Source organism: Ramlibacter monticola (assembly GCF_016722785.1).
Lineage (GTDB): Bacteria > Pseudomonadota > Gammaproteobacteria > Burkholderiales > Burkholderiaceae_C > Ramlibacter > Ramlibacter monticola.
This window is the reverse complement of record NZ_JAEQNE010000002.1, coordinates 927,048-943,521: the sequence shown is the minus strand read 5'-3', so window position 1 is coordinate 943,521 and position 16,474 is coordinate 927,048. Positions and strand designations below refer to the sequence as shown.

17 protein-coding genes are annotated in these 16,474 nt (G+C 70.5%); 8 read left to right on the top strand and 9 right to left on the bottom strand.

Translation table 11 applies throughout. From position 1 onward, the window contains the following. Positions 1 to 105: 105 nt before the first annotated feature. Both JJ685_RS12395 and JJ685_RS12390 read right to left on the bottom strand, forming a co-directional pair. On the bottom strand, positions 106 to 975 hold the full coding sequence (locus JJ685_RS12395) for an NAD(P)H-hydrate dehydratase (protein WP_201674524.1): 870 nt from the start codon (positions 973 to 975) through the stop codon (positions 106 to 108). Beyond that, entirely contained in the window at positions 972 to 1,742 is a 771-nt protein-coding gene (locus JJ685_RS12390) for a histidine phosphatase family protein (RefSeq protein WP_236598892.1), read from the bottom strand. The genes JJ685_RS12395 and JJ685_RS12390 overlap by 4 nt, the downstream gene beginning before the upstream one ends. Before the next feature lie 165 nt (positions 1,743 to 1,907). On the opposite strand from JJ685_RS12390, the gene JJ685_RS12385 reads away from it, so the two are divergent. Beyond that, positions 1,908 to 3,005 (top strand): ABC transporter substrate-binding protein, encoded by a 1,098-nt coding sequence (locus JJ685_RS12385; protein WP_201674523.1) that lies wholly within the window; start codon positions 1,908 to 1,910, stop codon positions 3,003 to 3,005. Between the two features lie 173 nt (positions 3,006 to 3,178). Continuing rightward, the gene (locus JJ685_RS12380) at positions 3,179 to 3,763 is read left to right on the top strand and encodes a lipid-binding SYLF domain-containing protein (RefSeq protein ID WP_201674522.1); all 585 of its coding nucleotides are present in this window, start codon (positions 3,179 to 3,181) and stop codon (positions 3,761 to 3,763) included. Positions 3,764 to 3,767: 4 nt separating this feature from the next. On the opposite strand, the gene JJ685_RS12375 is transcribed toward JJ685_RS12380, so the two are convergent. From JJ685_RS12375 to JJ685_RS12365, 3 genes are read right to left on the bottom strand one after another with little or no spacing between them, the layout of a single operon-like run. Next, positions 3,768 to 4,277 (bottom strand): TPM domain-containing protein, encoded by a 510-nt coding sequence (locus JJ685_RS12375; RefSeq protein WP_201674521.1) that lies wholly within the window; start codon positions 4,275 to 4,277, stop codon positions 3,768 to 3,770. Next, the gene (locus tag JJ685_RS12370) at positions 4,277 to 5,194 is read right to left on the bottom strand and encodes a TPM domain-containing protein (protein ID WP_330901752.1); all 918 of its coding nucleotides are present in this window, start codon (positions 5,192 to 5,194) and stop codon (positions 4,277 to 4,279) included. The genes JJ685_RS12375 and JJ685_RS12370 overlap by 1 nt, the downstream gene beginning before the upstream one ends. Position 5,195: 1 nt before the next feature. Next, positions 5,196 to 5,840 carry a LemA family protein gene (locus tag JJ685_RS12365; protein ID WP_201674520.1) on the bottom strand — a complete coding sequence of 215 codons (645 nt, stop codon included), beginning with the start codon at positions 5,838 to 5,840 and terminating at the stop codon, positions 5,196 to 5,198. 48 nt (positions 5,841 to 5,888) lie between these two features. On the opposite strand from JJ685_RS12365, the gene JJ685_RS12360 reads away from it, so the two are divergent. Genes JJ685_RS12360 through JJ685_RS12350 form a run of 3 tightly spaced genes read left to right on the top strand, consistent with a single transcriptional unit; the run spans position 5,889 to position 8,153 of the window. Further along, positions 5,889 to 6,629 (top strand): Rossmann-fold NAD(P)-binding domain-containing protein, encoded by a 741-nt coding sequence (locus JJ685_RS12360; RefSeq protein WP_201674519.1) that lies wholly within the window; start codon positions 5,889 to 5,891, stop codon positions 6,627 to 6,629. Positions 6,630 to 6,661: 32 nt separating this feature from the next. Next, complete coding sequence (locus tag JJ685_RS12355) at positions 6,662 to 7,114, top strand: YybH family protein (protein ID WP_201674518.1); 453 nt, start codon at positions 6,662 to 6,664, stop codon at positions 7,112 to 7,114. Next, positions 7,092 to 8,153, top strand: a complete 1,062-nt coding sequence (locus JJ685_RS12350) for a YheT family hydrolase (RefSeq protein ID WP_201674517.1) — start codon at positions 7,092 to 7,094, stop codon at positions 8,151 to 8,153. Before JJ685_RS12355 ends, JJ685_RS12350 begins: the two co-directional genes overlap by 23 nt. On the opposite strand, the gene mrdA is transcribed toward JJ685_RS12350, so the two are convergent. The 4 genes from mrdA to JJ685_RS12330 all read right to left on the bottom strand — a co-directional run bounded on the left by mrdA (position 8,134) and on the right by JJ685_RS12330 (position 13,056). Beyond that, the gene (gene mrdA, locus JJ685_RS12345; protein WP_201674516.1) at positions 8,134 to 10,434 is read right to left on the bottom strand and encodes a penicillin-binding protein 2; all 2,301 of its coding nucleotides are present in this window, start codon (positions 10,432 to 10,434) and stop codon (positions 8,134 to 8,136) included. The genes JJ685_RS12350 and mrdA overlap by 20 nt on opposite strands. 16 nt (positions 10,435 to 10,450) lie before the next feature. Then, on the bottom strand, positions 10,451 to 10,969 hold the full coding sequence (gene mreD / locus JJ685_RS12340) for a rod shape-determining protein MreD (RefSeq protein WP_201674515.1): 519 nt from the start codon (positions 10,967 to 10,969) through the stop codon (positions 10,451 to 10,453). 13 nt (positions 10,970 to 10,982) lie between these two features. Beyond that, positions 10,983 to 11,903 carry a rod shape-determining protein MreC gene (gene mreC / locus JJ685_RS12335; RefSeq protein WP_201674514.1) on the bottom strand — a complete coding sequence of 307 codons (921 nt, stop codon included), beginning with the start codon at positions 11,901 to 11,903 and terminating at the stop codon, positions 10,983 to 10,985. 109 nt (positions 11,904 to 12,012) lie between these two features. Then, complete coding sequence (locus tag JJ685_RS12330; protein ID WP_169422959.1) at positions 12,013 to 13,056, bottom strand: rod shape-determining protein; 1,044 nt, start codon at positions 13,054 to 13,056, stop codon at positions 12,013 to 12,015. Positions 13,057 to 13,228: 172 nt separating this feature from the next. Here JJ685_RS12330 and gatC point away from each other — a divergent pair, with 172 nt between their 5' ends. Genes gatC through gatB form a run of 3 tightly spaced genes read left to right on the top strand, consistent with a single transcriptional unit; the run spans position 13,229 to position 16,439 of the window. After that, complete coding sequence (gatC, locus tag JJ685_RS12325; RefSeq protein WP_201674758.1) at positions 13,229 to 13,528, top strand: Asp-tRNA(Asn)/Glu-tRNA(Gln) amidotransferase subunit GatC; 300 nt, start codon at positions 13,229 to 13,231, stop codon at positions 13,526 to 13,528. Continuing rightward, entirely contained in the window at positions 13,525 to 14,988 is a 1,464-nt protein-coding gene (gatA, locus tag JJ685_RS12320; RefSeq protein WP_201674513.1) for an Asp-tRNA(Asn)/Glu-tRNA(Gln) amidotransferase subunit GatA, read from the top strand. The genes gatC and gatA overlap by 4 nt, the downstream gene beginning before the upstream one ends. Further along, on the top strand, positions 14,988 to 16,439 hold the full coding sequence (gatB, locus tag JJ685_RS12315) for an Asp-tRNA(Asn)/Glu-tRNA(Gln) amidotransferase subunit GatB (protein ID WP_201674512.1): 1,452 nt from the start codon (positions 14,988 to 14,990) through the stop codon (positions 16,437 to 16,439). Before gatA ends, gatB begins: the two co-directional genes overlap by 1 nt. Positions 16,440 to 16,474 lie beyond the last annotated feature (35 nt).

Below are 16,474 nucleotides of genomic sequence, written 5' to 3'. Positions count from 1 at the left end.
GGGCTGCGCCGCTGGCGGCGCGGCGCAAGATGAAGGACGTCACCTTCGTCAAGGACCCCGGACGTTCACTGGATCGCGATCCTGCAGCCGGACCTGCTCGCGAAGCTAGGCAGCGAGCGCTTCCATCAGGGCCGGCACTTCGCCCGCCAACTCGCGCGCCAGGAAGCCCAGCGTCCCCATGCGCGCCGCGAGCGCCTCGCCCGCGCGCGCATGGAGCGCCACGCCCCACACCGCGGCCTGCTCCGGCGCGCAGCCCCGCGCGGCGAGGCCGGCGATGATCCCGGCCAGCACGTCGCCCGAGCCGTAGGTGCCCAGCCCCGGCGCCTGCGCGCGGTGGGTCCAGCAGCGGCCGTCGGGCGCGGCGACGCAGGTCGTCGCGCCCTTCAGGGCCACCACCGCGTTCCACGCCGCGGCCTGGGCACACGCGGCCTCCCGCGGTTCGTCCTGCAGGTCCTCCTTGCCGTGGCCGGTCAGGTGCGCCATCTCGCCCGCGTGCGGCGTCAGGATCACCGGCTGCTCGAAGCGGCCAGGCATGCGCACGCAATCGAGCGCGAGCGCATCGAGCAGCACCACCGCGTTGCGGAACAGCGGCAGCACCGCCTGCACGAAGGCGATGGTCGACTGCGAACCGATCATGCCGGGGCCGATCACGACCGCGGAGAGCGAGGCGGCGATCGCCTGCAGCGGAGGCAGGCCGGACAGGGTGGGCGCGCCCTCGGAACCTTCCGGCAGGGCGAGCACACGCGCCTCGGGCACGGAGGCGGCCACCGCCGTCGCCGCCGACTGCGGGGTGGCGATCACCAGCTTGCCCGCGCCCGCGCGCAGCGCCGCGGTACCGGCCAGGATCGCCGCGCCGGGCATCTCGCGGCTGCCGGCCAGCACCAGCACGCTGCCGCGGTCCTCCTTGTCGGAATCCGCGCCCGGCTGGGGCAGCGGCCAGCCGCGCAGCAGGGCTTCGTCGACGACCGCGCTCATGGCTTGGGCGCCGCCGGAATGTCCTTCGCCGCGGTCACCGGCGCGCCCGCCTCCAGCAGCGGCGCGACGAAGTTGACCAGGTCCAGGTGCAGGCAGCGGGCCTGCGCATCGAGCGCGTACGAAGTCACCGAACAGTTCGGCACGTCGCCCAGGCGGTCGATGCCGAGGATCTGCGATTCGTCCAGGTTCTCCAGCAGGTAGCGCATGCAGTTGACGATCACCTGGTGGGCCACCACCAGCACGCGCTCGCCGCCGTGCTCGCGCGTCATCATCTCGGTCAGGCTGCGCAGGCGCAGGATCACGTCGCACCAGCTCTCGCCCCCCGGCGGCCGGAAGTAGAACTTGCCGACGTGCGAGCGCTGCTCGTTCAGCTCCGGGTACTTCTGCCGGATGCCCAGCTTGGTCAGCCGGTCGAGGATGCCGAACTCCTTCTCGCGCAGGCGCTCGTCGACGCGCAGGCGCACCTCGGCGCCGGGCCGCAGGCGCGCTTCCTCCAGCACCAGGCGCGCCGTGTCGCGAGCCCGCACGTAGGGCGAGCACAGGACCACCTGCGGACGCTGCTCCGGCGCCAGCGCTCCGAACCAGCGCCCCAGCGCGCGCGACTGCTCCACCCCCAGCGGCGAGAGAGGCACGTCGATGTCGCGGTGCTCCACGTCGATCAGCGCGTGGCCCGCTGCCTCGGCGGCATCGCGCGCCACGTTGCCCGCGCTCTGGCCGTGCCGGACGATCCAGAGGGCGTGGGGCCAGGGTTCTTTCAGGGACTGCATCGGACGCAATGCTGCCGCAGCCGCGGGCGTTCGTGGGGTCGCGGTACCCAGGCGTAGGCGCCTGGCTGTCCGGGTCTGTCCCGAGGACGACATGGCCGAGCAGGAGTACGCTTGCTCGCGGAACGGCCGCGGCAGACGGCCTGTTGCATTCGTTGGAGGAACCCCATGCGCATCCTTGCCTGCACGCTGCTGCTCGCCGCAGCCCCCGTCCTCGCCCAGGAAATCGTGATCGGCCAGTCGGCTCCGTTGTCGGGTGGCAACGCCGAACTGGGCAACGACATCCGCAACGGCGCGCTGGCCTACTTCCGCAAGGTGAACGAGGCGGGCGGTGTCGCGGGCGCGAAGATCAAGCTGGTGACCCTCGACGACAGGAACGACACCAAGCTCTCGGCCGAGAACACGCAGAAGCTGCTGGAAGAGCAGAACGCGGTGGCGCTGTTCGGCTATGCCTCCTCCACGCTGAGCATCCCCGCGATGCCCGCCGTGCTGGAACACAAGGTCCCCTTCTTCGCCCCGTTCACCGGCGCCGACACGATCCGCAAGCAGAACGATTACGTCTACACCGTGCGGGCGACGTACGCGGACGAGATCGTGAAGATCGTGAATTTCTGGGGCAACCTGGGCAACACCCGCGTGACGGTGCTGCACTACGACGACGCGGTCGGCAAGCAGAACTTCGAGACCGTGGCCAACGTGCTGCAGAAGTTCGACCGCAAGCCCGTCTCGGTGGCCATCAAGCGCAATGCCGAGGTGTCCGACGCGAACGTGCGCGAAGTCATCGCGTCCGATCCCAACGTGCTGGTGGTGACCACGCTCTACGCGCCGGCCGCGCAGATGCTGAAGAAGCTGAAGGCGCAGGGCCGGGCCACCATGACCACCAGCCTGTCGTTCGCGGGCGCGAGCCAGCTCGCCAAGGCGCTGGGCCCCGACGCCCTCGGCGTGTCCGTCGCCATCACGGTGCCGACGCCCCGCTCGCAGGCCGTCCCCGTGGTGCGCGAATGCAGCGAAGCCTGGTCCGGCGCGGGCTACAAGGAGGCGATGAGCGTGACCGCGCTGGAGGCCTGCATCGCGGCCAAGGTGCTGGTCGAGGGCATGAAGCGCAGCGGCAGCCACGTCACGCGCGCCACGCTGCACAAGTCGCTGTCGGCCCTGGGCCGCTACGACGCCGGTGGCTACGTCGTGGACTTCAAGCCCAACTTCCGCCACGGCGGCAGCTACGTGGGCATGGCGCTGCTGAAGCCGAACGGCGAAGTGCGCGACTGACGCCGGCGCGAAGAAGCCACCCTGGCGCCCACCGGGCACGGAGCGGCGGCACGCCGCGGCAGGCACGGGCGCGGGTGGGACCAAGGTCCAATGCTGCGGCGGCACTTCCTGCGCGATTCTCCCTTGCCCCCGCGGGGTGCGGGGCGTGTTCCCGCGCACTGGAGGCACTCGCCATGCATGTCCTCTCCCGCCTGCTCGCCGCCGCGGCCCTGGCCGCCGCGGAACTCGCGAGCCTCGCTCCGGCCGCCGCGCAGGACACCGCCGCCGCCCTGAGCCCGGAGGCCCGGGAAGCCGAGCGCACTGCGCGCCTGCAGCTTGCTTCGACCGGCCTGGAAAAGCTCTACGCCCTGCAGCCGGAGGCCCGCGCCGCGGTGGAGCAATCGGCCGGCTATGCGGTGTTCGAGGTGGACTCGATCTACGCCCTGCTGTTCGTGGGGCAGAGGGGCAAGGGCGTGCTGTTCGACAACAGCACCAAGGCGCCCACCTTCATGCTGAGCACGCGCGCGGGCACCGGCCCGGGGATCGGCAAGCAGAAGGTCTTCCAGGTCTTCGTCTTCAAGAGCCGTTCCGCCCTGGAGCAGTTCGTGATGGCCGGCAGCGCCGGCGGCGACCTGGGGGCCTCGGTCAGCACCGGCACCGGCGGCATGACGCGCTCCTTCAACCCCTCGATCGACATCTACCAGATCCCCGAATCGGGGCTGGCGCTGCAGGCCAGCTGGGGCGGCACCGTCTACACGGTCGACTCGCAGCTGAAGTAGGTCTTCAGCCGAGCAGGGGCGGGTCCGGCAGCTCGTTGGGGTTGGCCGCGCCCGGCGCGAGCGCGAAGTGGCGCTCCAGCAGGGCGCTCACCGCGTCCACCGCCTGCGCGAGCCCCTCCTCGTAGCGGCCCGCGCGGAAGGCGCTGCGCATGTCCTGCACGACCTGCTCCCACTGCGCCTGCGGCACGTGGCGCGCGAGGCCGCGGTCGGCCACGATCTCGATGGCATGCTCGGCCAGCAACAGGTAGACGAGCACGCCGTTGTTGTGCTCCGTATCCCACACGCGCAGCTTGCCGAACATGGCGATGGCCCGCTCGCGCGGCGTGGCGTCGCGCCAGAGGTAGCTCAGGGGCAGGCCGGCCTCGATGTAGACGCGGATCTCGCCGCTGTGGCGCCGCTCGCTGGCCGCCACGCGCTCGGCCACGCGCTGCGCCACCGCGGGCGGGATCGCGCGCCGCGTATCCGACTCGTCGAGCCAGCGGTGCCGGAACATGCGTCGCAGGCGCTGCATCATCACCAGTCTCCCGAGGCGCCGCCGCCGCCGAAGTCGCCCCCGCCGCCCGAACCGAAGCCGCCGCCGCCGCCGCCGCCGCCCCAGCCGCCACCTCCGCCCCCGCCCCCGCCCCAGCCGCCGCCGGGGAAGATGACCGGCGCGCCGAAGCCGCCGCGGCGGCGCCCGGCGAAGGGGCCCGCGCCCGTCAGCAGCGTGAAGAGCAGGGCGATCACCCCGGCGACCGCCGCCACCACGATGCTGGACGTGAACAGCATGGCGAGGACACCCGCACCGCCGCCGGTGACCAGCGAGCCGAGCTTGCGCCCGAGGACGCCGCGCAGCACCGCCCCCGCGATGGGGACCGCGAAGAACAGGAAGATCGCGAGGTCGAAGAAGTCGAAGCCCTCGCCGCCTTGCGGCTGCCCCGGCGCGCGCGGCTGCGGCGGCGCCGGCAGCGCTTCGCCGGAGATGCGCGCGATCAGCTGGTCGGCCGCGGCCTGCAGCCCGCCGGCGAAGTCGCCCTGCCGGAAGCGCGGCGTGATCGCGTCGTCGATGATCTGCTTCGCGGCGAGGTCCGGCACCGCGCCTTCCAGCGTCTTGGCGACCTCGATGCGCACCTTGCGGTCGTCCTTCGCGACGATGACGACGATGCCGTCCCCCACCTCCTTGCGGCCGATCTTCCACTCGTTGGCCACGCGATTGGCGTAGCTCGCGATGTCCTCGGGCTGCGTGGTGGCCACCAGCAGCACCACGATCTGCGTGCCCTTCTTCTGCTCGAAGGCGGCGAGCTTGTCCTCCAGGCCCTTGCGCTGGATGGGATCCAGCGTGCCGGTCTGGTCGACGACGCGGGCCGTGAGCGGGGGGACGGGCAGGACGTCCTGGGCCCGCACGCCGGCCCACGCGAGCAGCGCGAGGAGGAGGGCGAGGAGCCGGATCACCTCAGCGCGCGGGCGCGGCCGACGAAGGTGCTGCAGGCGGGGTCGTCACCGCCGGGCCGGCGGGCTTGCCGAAGTCCACCGTCGGCGGCGTGGAGATCTGCGCCTCGTTCTGCACCGTGAAGCTCGGCTTCGGCTGGTAGCTGAAGACCATCGCAGTGAGGTTGGTCGGGAAGCTGCGCGCCAGCACGTTGTACTGCTGCACCGCCTGGATGTAGCGGTTGCGCGCCACCGTGATGCGGTTCTCCGTGCCTTCGAGCTGCACGCGCAGGTCGCGGAAGCCCTGGTTGGCCTTCAGGTCCGGATAGCGTTCGCTCACCACCAGCAGCCGCGACAGCGCGCTGGAGAGCTCGCCCTGCGCCTGCTGGAACTTCTGGAACGCCTCGGGGTTGTTCAGCGTCTCGGGCGTGACCTGCACCGACGTGGCCTTCGCGCGCGCCTCGACCACGCGGGTGAGCGTCTCCTGCTCGAAGTTCGCCTCGCCCTTCACCGTGGCGACCAGGTTGGGCACGAGGTCGGCCCGCCGCTGGTACTGGTTGAGCACCTCGCTCCAGGCCGACTTGGTCTGTTCGTCGAGACGCTGGAAGTCGTTGTAGCCGCAGCCCGAGAGGGATGCGAGCACGATGAGGATCAGCAGCCACTTCTTCATGTCGGTTCCTTACCCCAGGGCAAACCTGTCGACGGTAGCATAGATGGGATGCGGCAGGATCCGCTTCAAGTGCTGCAAGCGGCCGCGCGCACGGCGCCATCCGTCGGCCGGCCGCGCCTGCTGATCGCCGGCGCCACCGGCGCGCTGGGCAACGAAGTGCTGCGGCGCCTCGCCGGGTCCTCCGCCTATGCGCTCACGCAGGTGCTCGCGCGCGAGCCCGTCACCGAAGGCATGCGCAACGTGCAGACGCTGCTCGTGCCGTCGGCCACGCCGGCGGACTGGCCGCGCGCGCAGGCCGACACCGCGGTCGTGCTGTTCGATCCGCCGCGCCTGTTCTACGACCGCGAGCGCGCGCTCTGGACGCCCGCGCCCGCGCAGCTGCCGGAGCTGGCGCGCTGGCTGCGCGCCAGCGGCGTGCGCACGCTGGCCGTGGTGCTGCCGCATGCGCCGGGGCGGCTGCCGGAAGCGCTCAAGAGCGGGCTCGCCAGCCTGGACGAGCACGCCGTCGCCAGCCTCGGCTTCGAGCGCGTGCTGATCCTGCGCTCGGCGCAGAAGCGCGCGGCCGCCGCGCAGCAGCATCCGCTGCAGCGGCTGGCGCGCTGGATGCTGGGCGTGTTCAAGTACATGGTGCCTTCGGCCGAGCAGCCGGTGCGGGCCGTCAAGGTTGCGGAACTGCTCGCGCTGGCCTTGCGGCGCGCACCGCCGGGCATCCACGTCGCCGCGCCCGAGCTGGTGTGGCAGGCCGCGCAGGGCGATCTCGAGGCCGTGGCGCGCCGCTGGCTCGGATAGGTCCGGCACAATCGACAGGAAAGACGACCCCCATGCACAAGTCCAAGCTCCAGGCCGCCCACCTCGAAGGCGACGCCGACGACATCGAAGCCGCCTTCTACGACGCCCTGCAGCGGGGCGACATCGAGAAGCTGATGGCGTGCTGGGCGGACGAGGACGAAATCGTCTGCATCCATCCCGGCGGTCCGCGCGTGGTGGGCGCCACCGCGATCCGGGCCACCTTCGGGGCGATGTTCGCCGAGGGCGGCGCGGTGCGGGCGTGGCCCGAGCAGGTGCGCAAGATCGTGTCGGTCGCGAGCTGCGTGCACAACCTGGTCGAACGGGTCGAAGTACTCACCGCCGGCGGGCCCACCAACGCCTGGGTGATCGCGACCAACGTGTACCACCGCACTGCCCAGGGCTGGCGCCTGGTGGCGCACCATGCGAGCCCGGGCACCACGAGCGACATCCAGGAAGTCTCGGATGCCCCCTCGGTCCTCCACTAGCGCTTCCGTGCAGGAGTACCGGGCGCCCCCGTGGCTGCCCGGAGGCAACCTCCAGACCATCTGGGCCGCGCTGATGGCGCGCCGCACGCGCGGGCCGGTGCCCTCGTACCGGCGCACGCGCTGGACGACCCCCGACGGCGATTTCGTCGACCTCGACTTGCTGGACGCCGAGGTGTCCGCGCGCCGGCCCCTGCTCGTGCTGTTCCACGGCCTCGAAGGCTCCTCGCGCAGCCACTACGCCGAGGCCTTCGCCGACGTCGCGGCGCGCGGCGGGCTGGGCTTCGCCGTGCCGCACTTCCGCGGCTGCAGCGGCGAGATCAACCTGGCGCCGCGCGCCTACCACTCGGGCGACCACGAGGAGATCGACTTCATGCTGCGCCGCCTGCGCGAGCAGCACGAGGGGCCCATCGTGGCCGTGGGCGTGTCGCTGGGCGGGAATGCGCTGCTGCGCTGGGCCGGCGAGCACGGCGCCGAGGCGGGCCGCGTCGCGCAGGCGGTGGCGGCGGTCTGTTCCCCGCTGGACCTGGCGGCGGGCGGCCACCACATCGGCAAGGGCTTCAACCGCGTGGTCTACACGACCATGTTCCTGCGCTCGATGAAGCCCAAGGCGCTGCAGAAGTGGGCGCAGCACCCGGGCCTGTTCGACCGCGAGGCGATGCTGCGCGCGCGCGACCTCTACGAGTTCGACAACATCTTCACCGCGCCCGTGCACGGCTTCACCGGCACCGAGGACTACTGGTCGCGCGCCTCCGCCAAGCCGCACCTGCACCGCATCCGGATCCCGGCGCTGGCGCTCAATGCGCGCAACGATCCTTTCGTGCCGGCGGCCAGCCTGCCGCGGCCGCAGGAGATCAGCCCCTGGGTCACGTTGTGGCAGCCGCGCGAAGGCGGCCACGTGGGCTTCCCCTCCGGCAGCTTCCCGGGCCACGTGCTGGCGATGCCGGAGGCCGTCACGGCCTGGCTGCTGCAGGCCGCCGGGATCGCCCCACCCGCGCTGCAGGCGTGGCGGGACCCGCCTCTTACCGTGCCGGCTTCCTGAGCGGCGGCGCGCCGGTGGCGGCCACCCGGGCGGGAGCGACCGGCTTCGGCGCGGACGCGCCCGCGGCAGCCGGCCTCGCGCCCGCGGCAGCCGGCCTCGCGCCCGCGGCGGCCGGCCTCGCGCCCGCGGCGGCCGGCCTCGCGCCCGCCGTGACGGGCGCCTCGCGCCAGCGCGGCACCCACAGGGTCGTGCCCGCCGTCGGCGTGCCGATGTTGGCGTGGGCGACCGGCGAGAACGCCGCCGCGATGGTCTGCCCGATCTGCACCGCGGCGGCCGGCAGCACCGCGGCGCTGGCCGGGGTGACGGGCGCGCCGGCGGCGGTGACGTTGGTCGGCGGCCAGGCAAACTCCGCGGCCGAGCGCGGCACGCCGATCGGCGTGGTGGCCTTGCCGAGCTTCACCGCCGCCATGTCTTCCTCGCTCGGGTACACGCCCAGCAGGTAGTAGTCGAAGGCGCGGCGCGCGATCGGCGCGGCGTTGGCCGCGCCGAAGCCGGCGTTCTCGACGATCATGCCGATCGCCACCTTCGGGTCCTCGGCCGGCGCGTACGCGATGTACAGCGCGTGGTCGCGGTGCCGCTCCTCGGTGTTGGCATGGCTGTACTTGGCGCCCTGCGCGATGCCCACGACCTGGGCCGTGCCCGTCTTGCCGCCGCTGGTGTACTGCGCGCCCCTGAAGGCCGCCGCGGAAGTGCCCTCGATGTTCACGCCCACCAGCGCCTTGCGGATCACGGCCAGGTTCTCCTGCCTGGCGGCGAGTTGGCCTTGCTGCTGCGGCGGCGTCACCTCGGTCTTCCGGGTCACGGTGTCGACGATCTCGCGCACCAGGTGGGGCTTCATGCGCGCGCCGACCGGGTTGGCGACGGTGGCCACCGCGGTGGCCAGCTGCAGCATGGTGAAGTTGTTGTAGCCCTGGCCGATGCCCAGCGAGATGGTCTCGCCGGCGTACCACTTCTGCTGCTCGGGCCGGCGGTAGGCCCGGCGCTTCCACGCGGTGGAGGGCAGCAGGCCCTTGGACTCGCCCTGGATGTCGATGCCGGTGATCTCGCCGAATCCGAAGTGCGAGAGCTGGTCGTGCATCAGGTCCACGCCCATGTCGTTGGCGAGGATGTAGTAGTAGGTGTCGCAGGACTGGACGATGGACTTGTACATGTCCACCGAGCCGTGCCCGCCCGGCTTGTCGTCGCGGAACTGGTGGCCGCCGAACCAGAAGAAGCCGGGGTCGGAGATCGCCTGCTCGGGCCGGCGCTTGCCGGTCTCCAGCGCCGCCAGCGCCATGAAGGGCTTGAAGGTGGAGCCGGGCGGATAGGTGCCGCGCAGCGCCCGATTGAGCAGCGGCTTGTCGATCGACTCGTTGAGAATCTGCCAGTTCTCCTGGTCGATGCCGTCCACGAACAGGTTCGGGTCGAAGGTGGGCTTGCTGACGAAGGCGAGGATCTCGCCCGTCTTGGGATCGATGGCCACCATGGCGCCGCGGCGGTCGCCGTACAGGTCCTCCACCAGCTTCTGCAGCTTGATGTCGAGGGACAGCTTCACGGTGTTGCCGGGCGTCGCCGGGCTGCTGGCCAGCTTGCGCACGGCGCGCCCGCCGGCGGAGGTCTCGACCTGCTCGACGCCGGTGATGCCGTGCAGCTGCTTCTCGAAGCTCTGCTCCACGCCCAGCTTGCCGATGTACTCGGTGCCGCGGTAGTTGGCCTGCTCGTCCTCCGCCCAGTCCTCCATCTGCTTCTTCTCGGCCTGGTTGACGCGGCCGATGTAGCCGATGGCGTGGCTGGCGAGCTCGCCCCAGGGATAGTTGCGGAACAGCCGGGCCTTGATGTCCACGCCGGGGAAGCGGAAGCGCTGCACCGTGAAGCGCGCCACTTCCTCGTCGGTGAGCTTGGTGCGGATCGGCAGCGAGTCGATGCTCTTGCTTTCCTCCAGCAGCTTCTTGAAGCGGCGGCGGTCGCGGCTCTGGATGTCGATCACGTGGCCGAGTTCGTCGATCACGGTGTCGAGCGGGCGCGTCAGGCGCGAGGGCGTGATCTCCAGCGTGTAGGCGGAGTAGTTGGTCGCCAGCACGATACCGTTGCGATCCAGGATCAGGCCGCGGTTCGGCACGATCGGAACGATCGCCGTGCGGTTCGCCTCGGCCTGCTCGTCGAGTTCCTCGTGCCGCACCACCTGCAGCACCACCAGGCGCGACACCAGCAGCAGGAACAGCACCAGCACGGCGACGCTGGCCACCAGCACCCGGCCGCGGAAGCGGGACAGGTCGGCTTCGACGTTGCGCAGTTCGGTCATGGACTCCAGACCTCCCTCAGAGGGGCCTATTCTCGTCCGGATCCGGCGCCCTGCGTTGCGGCAGCAGCAGCAGCACGCTCACCACCGGCCACAGCGCGGCCTCGACCACGGGCGCGAGCAGCACGGCGCTGCCGGGAAAGGGGGCGCCCGCCAGCATGCGGATGGCCAGTTCGATGCCATGGGCGGCGGCGAACAGCGGCAGCACCTGCACCGCCTGCGAAGGCACCTTGAACCACAGCAGCCGGCGGTGGATGGTGATCGCGAAGTAGCTCAGCGTGGTGTAGGCCAGCGCGTGCTGGCCCAGCAGGGAGGCCTGGTGCACGTCGACCGCCAGGCCGAACAGGAAGGCGGCGATCACGCCCACGCGCAGCGGCTGGTGCACGCTCCAGAACACGATCACCACCGCCAGCACGTCGGGCATCCAGGGGAGGCGGCCGAGCGGCAGCATGTTGATCATCATCGCGACGATCAGCGTGAACCAGATGAAGAACGGGTTGGCAGGCAGCAGCAGCGGCTGCCCGGGGCGCATGATCATGCGGTCGGCTTCCTTACTTGCGGCCCCGCCTCACGACGGGGGCCGGATCTTCCGGCGCCGGCCGCGGCGGGATCTGCGACAGCAGCGGCCGCAGCACCATCACGTGCCGCGCGCCGTCCACCCGGGCCTGCGGATGGCAGACGATCTTGGCGAAGGCCGAATCGGCCCGGCGCTCCACCCGCGCGACCTTGGCCACCGGGATGCCGGGGGGATAGACGCCGTCCACGCCGCTGGTGGTGAGCAGGTCGCCGGGCTGCACGTCGGCGTTGGCCGCCATGTAGCGCAGCTCCAGCCCTCCGCTGCCGTAGCGCCCGGCATCGCCATAGGTGATGCCGCGCACGCCGGTGCGGGTGTTGATCACGGGGATGGCCTGTTCGGTGTCCGTCACCAGGGTGATCTCGCTGATGAGCGGGTGCACGCGCGTCACCTGGCCGAGCACGCCGGATTCGTCGATCACCGGGGAGCCGGGCTCGATGTGCTGCGCCATGCCCTTGTCGATGATCACCTTGCGGGTGTACGGGTCGGCGGCGTCATAGAGCACTTCGGCCGTCTGGGTGGTGGTGTTCAGGCGGTCGCGCAGCTGCAGCAGCTTGCGCAGCTGGTTGTTCTCCAGCGTGAGCTGCTCGACCTGGTTGGCGCGCTGCGACTGCATCACCAGCTTGCGGCGGGCCGCCTCCTCGTTCTGCAGCGCGGTGCTGAGGCTGGTGAAGTAGTCCTGCACCGTGCGCACGCCGAGCACCGGGCGCATCGCGAGCCACTGCACCGGGAACAGCACCGTGGCCATGGCCGAGCGCACCGGCTGCGTGATCTTGAAGCGCGCGTCCGCGACCATGAGGAACAGCGCCAGCGCGCTGCAGACCATCAGCTTCGAGAGCGCCGAGGGGCCCTGCTTGAAGAACGGCGGGGGTGTGCGATCGAGGGTGCCTAAGGGCATGGCGGGATGACTTCGCTTCGCTCAGGGACGAATGACAAAGGAGACCGATATTGTCATGCTGGGCGAAGCCAGCGTGTCATCCCGCGCCGCACCCGGCGCGGTCATTTCGTCATTCGCTGGTGAAGATCGAGCCCAGCCGTTCCATGCGCTCCAGGGCGATGCCGCAGCCGCGCACCACGCAGGTGAGGGGGTCTTCCGCCACCAGCACCGGCAGGCCGGTTTCCTCGGCCAGCAGGCGGTCGAGGTCGCGCAGCAGCGCGCCGCCGCCGGTCAGCATCATGCCGCGCTCGGCGATGTCGGCGCCCAGTTCGGGCGGCGTCTGTTCCAGGGCGTTCTTGACCGCCGACACGATGTTGTTCAGCGGGTCGGTCAGCGCTTCCAGGATTTCGTTGGAGCTGATGGTGAAGCTGCGGGGCACGCCTTCCGACAGGTTGCGGCCCTTGACTTCCATCTCCTTCACCTCGCTGCCGGGGAAGGCGGAGCCGATCTGCTTCTTGATGCTCTCGGCGGTGGGTTCGCCGATCAGCATGCCGTAGTTGCGGCGGATGTAGCTGATGATGGCTTCGTCGAACTTGTCGCCGCCCACGCGCACGCTGCCCTTGTAGACCATGCCGCCCAGCGAGATCACGCCGACCTCGGTGGTGCCGCCGCCGATGTCGACGACCATGGAGCCGGAGGCTTCGGACACGGGCAGGCCGGCGCCGATGGCGGCGGCCATGGGTTCCTCGATCAGGTACACCTCGCTGGCGCCGGCGCCCAGCGCCGATTCGCGGATCGCGCGCCGTTCCACCTGGGTGGAGCCGCAGGGCACGCAGATGATGATGCGGGGGCTGGGCTTCAGGACGGACCGGGGATGGACCATCTTGATGAACTGCTTGAGCATCTGCTCGGTGACGGTGAAGTCGGCGATCACGCCGTCCTTCATCGGGCGGATCGCTTCGATGTTGCCGGGCACCTTGCCCAGCATGGCCTTGGCCTCGTGGCCGACGGCCTGGATCGACTTCTTGCCCTGCGGGCCGCCTTCGTGGCGGATTGCAACGACCGACGGCTCATCCAGGACAATGCCCTTGTCGCGTACGAAGATCAGGGTGTTGGCGGTACCCAGGTCGATGGCCAGGTCCGTGGATAAATAGCGTCGGAAAGCTCCGAACATTGGGGAAATCCTCGTTTCTTCTGCGAAAGCGGCCGCTTTGCGCGGCCGTTGCACCGGGCGGCGGAGCATCGCTCGCCGAAGGCGGGATAATACCCGATCCCCTGTGCCGGACTCCCCGTGCGCCCTCCCGGCGGCCGTTACAAGCCGTTGAGTGGCAAGACCCGTTTTCACCATGTCCCTGAACTCCCAAGACATCGCCCGCATCGCGCATCTCGCGCGACTGGAGCTGCATCCCCAGGAGAGCGAGCGCATGCTCTCCCAGATCAACGGCTTCTTCGACCTGGTCGAGAAGATGCGCGCGGTGGACACCTCCGGCGTGGAGCCGCTGACGCACCCCGTGGCCGCGATCCGCGACGTCGCCCTGCGCCTGCGCGCGGACGTCGCGAGCGAGCCGAACGCGCGCGAGCAGAACCAGAAAAGCGCTCCTGCCGTGGAGCGGGGCCTGTTCCTGGTGCCGAAGGTGATCGAATGACGCAGTTGCACCAGTTTTCCGTCGCGGAGCTCGCGCGCAAGCTGAAGAAGAAGGAAGTCTCCGCCGTCGAACTCGCCGGCCACTTCCTCGGGCGCGTGCGGGCGCACGCGGACCTCGGCGCCTATCTCGCCACCAGCGAGGAATGCACGCTGAAGCAGGCGCGCGCCGCCGACCAGAGCATCTCCGCCGGCGACGGCGGGCCCCTGGCTGGCGTGCCCATCGCGCACAAGGACATCTTCGTCACGCGCGACTTCCCCAGCACCGCCGGCTCGAAGATGCTGCAGAACTACCGCTCCCCCTTCGATGCGACGGTGGTGCGGCGGCTGGCCGACGCGGGCGCGGTGACGCTGGGCAAGCTCAATTGCGACGAGTTCGCCATGGGTTCGTCCAACGAGAATTCCGCCTACGCCCCGGTGAAGAACCCGTGGGACAAGAGCCGCATCCCCGGCGGCTCCTCGGGTGGCAGCGCGGTCGCCGTGGCGGCCGGCCTGGCCGCGGCGGCCACCGGCACCGACACCGGCGGCTCGATCCGCCAGCCGGCCTCCTTCTGCGGCATCACCGGCATCAAGCCCACCTACGGCCGCGCCTCCCGCTACGGGATGATTGCCTACGCCTCCAGCCTGGACCAGGCGGGGCCCATGGCCCGCACGGCGGAAGACTGCGCGCTGCTGCTGTCCGCGATCTGCGGACCCGACCCGGATCGCGATTCGACGTCACTCGACGTTCCCGCGGAAGATTTCACGCGCGCGTTGCAGGGCTCCATCGAAGGCCTGCGCATCGGCGTGCCGAAGGAGTTCCTGGCCGAGGGCGTGTCGGCGGACGTGCGCGCGGCGATCGAGTCGGCGCTGCGCCAGTACGAGAAGCTGGGCGCCAGGCGCGTCGAGATCTCGCTGCCGCGGACCGAGCTCGCGATCCCGGTCTACTACATCATCGCGCCGGCCGAGGCCAGCTCGAACCTCTCGCGCTTCGACGGCGTGAAGTTCGGCCACCGCGCGAAGCAGTACGGCGACCTGCTGGACATGTACAAGAAGTCGCGCGCCGAAGGGTTCGGGCTGGAGGTGCAGCGCCGCATCATGGTGGGCACCTACGTGCTCTCGCACGGCTACTACGACGCCTACTACCTGCAGGCGCAGAAGATCCGCCGCATGATCGCGGACGACTTCCAGAACGCGTTCAGGGAGTGCGACGTGATCGCCGGGCCGGTCGCGCCCACCGTGGCGTGGCACCTGGGCGAGCATGGCGGCGACCCGGTGGCCGACTACCTGGCCGACATCTTCACGCTGCCCGGCTCACTGGCCGGCCTGCCCGGCATGAGCATCCCCTGCGGCTTCGGCGAGGGCGGCATGCCCGTGGGCCTGCAGTTGATCGGCAACTACTTCGGGGAAGGAAAGCTGCTGAACGCGGCGCACCAGTTCCAGCAGGCCACCGATTTCCACCTCCGCCGCCCGGAGGCTTTCTGATGTCCACGAGCAAGCTCATCCACGGCTACGAAGTCGTCATCGGCTTCGAGACCCACGCGCAACTCTCCACGCACAGCAAGATCTTCAGCCGCGCACCGACCGAGTTCGGCGCCGAGCCCAACACGCAGGCCAGCGCGGTGGACCTGGCGCTGCCCGGCACGCTGCCGGTGATGAACGAGGGCGCGGTGGAGCGCGCGATCCGCTTCGGACTCGCGATCGGCGCGCACGTGGCGCCGCGCAGCATCTTCGCGCGCAAAAACTACTTCTACCCGGACCTGCCCAAGGGCTACCAGATCTCGCAGTACGAGATCCCGGTGGTGCAGGGCGGCGAGATCGGCTTCTTCCTCGGCGACGAGAAGAAGACGGTGCGCCTGGTGCGCGCCCACCTCGAGGAAGACGCCGGCAAGTCGCTGCACGAGGACTTCGTGGGCCAGTCCGGCATCGACCTGAACCGCGCCGGCACGCCGCTGCTGGAGATCGTGACCGAGCCCGACATGCGCTCCTCCGACGAGGCGGTGGCCTATGCCAGGGAGCTGCACAAGATCGTCACCTGGATCGGCATCTGCGACGGCAACATGCAGGAAGGCAGCTTCCGCTGCGACGCCAACGTCTCGGTGCGCAAGCCGGGCCAGCCCCTGGGCACCCGCCGCGAGATCAAGAACCTGAACTCCTTCCGGTTCATGAAGGAGGCGATCGACTTCGAGGTGCGCTGGCAGATCGAACGGCTGGAGGACGGCCTCGCGATCGAGCAGGCCACCGTGCTGTTCGATCCCGACACCGGCGAGACGCGCGCCATGCGGACCAAGGAAGACGCGGCCGACTACCGCTACTTCCCCGATCCCGACCTGCCGCCGCTGGTGATCGCCCCCGAGTGGATCGAGCGTATCCAGGGCGAGATGCCCGAGCTGCCGCGCCTGATGGCGGCGCGCTTCGTCGCCGACTACGGCCTGCCCGAATACGACGCCACCACGCTCACCCAGAGCAAGGCGATGGGCGCCTGGTTCGAGGAGGTCGCGCGCGCCTCCGGCCAGCCGAAGCTGGCGAGCAACTGGATCATGGGCGAGGTGTCGCGCCGCCTGAACGCGCAGGAAATCGGGATAGAGCAGGCGCCGCTGGCGGCGGCGACGCTGGCCGCCCTGATCCGGCGCATCCAGGACGGGACCGTGTCCAACAACGCCGCCCGCCAGGTGTTCGATGCGCTGTGGACCGGCGAAGGTAGCGACGTCGACCAGGTCATCGAGGCCAAGGGCCTCAGGCAGATGAACGACAGCGGCGCGCTGGAGCAGATCGTCGACGAGGTGATCGCCGCCAACGCCGCCAACGTCGAACAGGTCCGCGCCGGCAAGGACAAGGCCTTCAACGCCCTGGTCGGCCAGGCCATGAAGGCCAGCAAGGGCAAGGCGAACCCGCAGCAGGTGGGTGACCTGCTGCGCCGGAAACTGGGGATCTGAGGGGCAAGCGCGGGGACGCGGGGCCCCACCCTCGG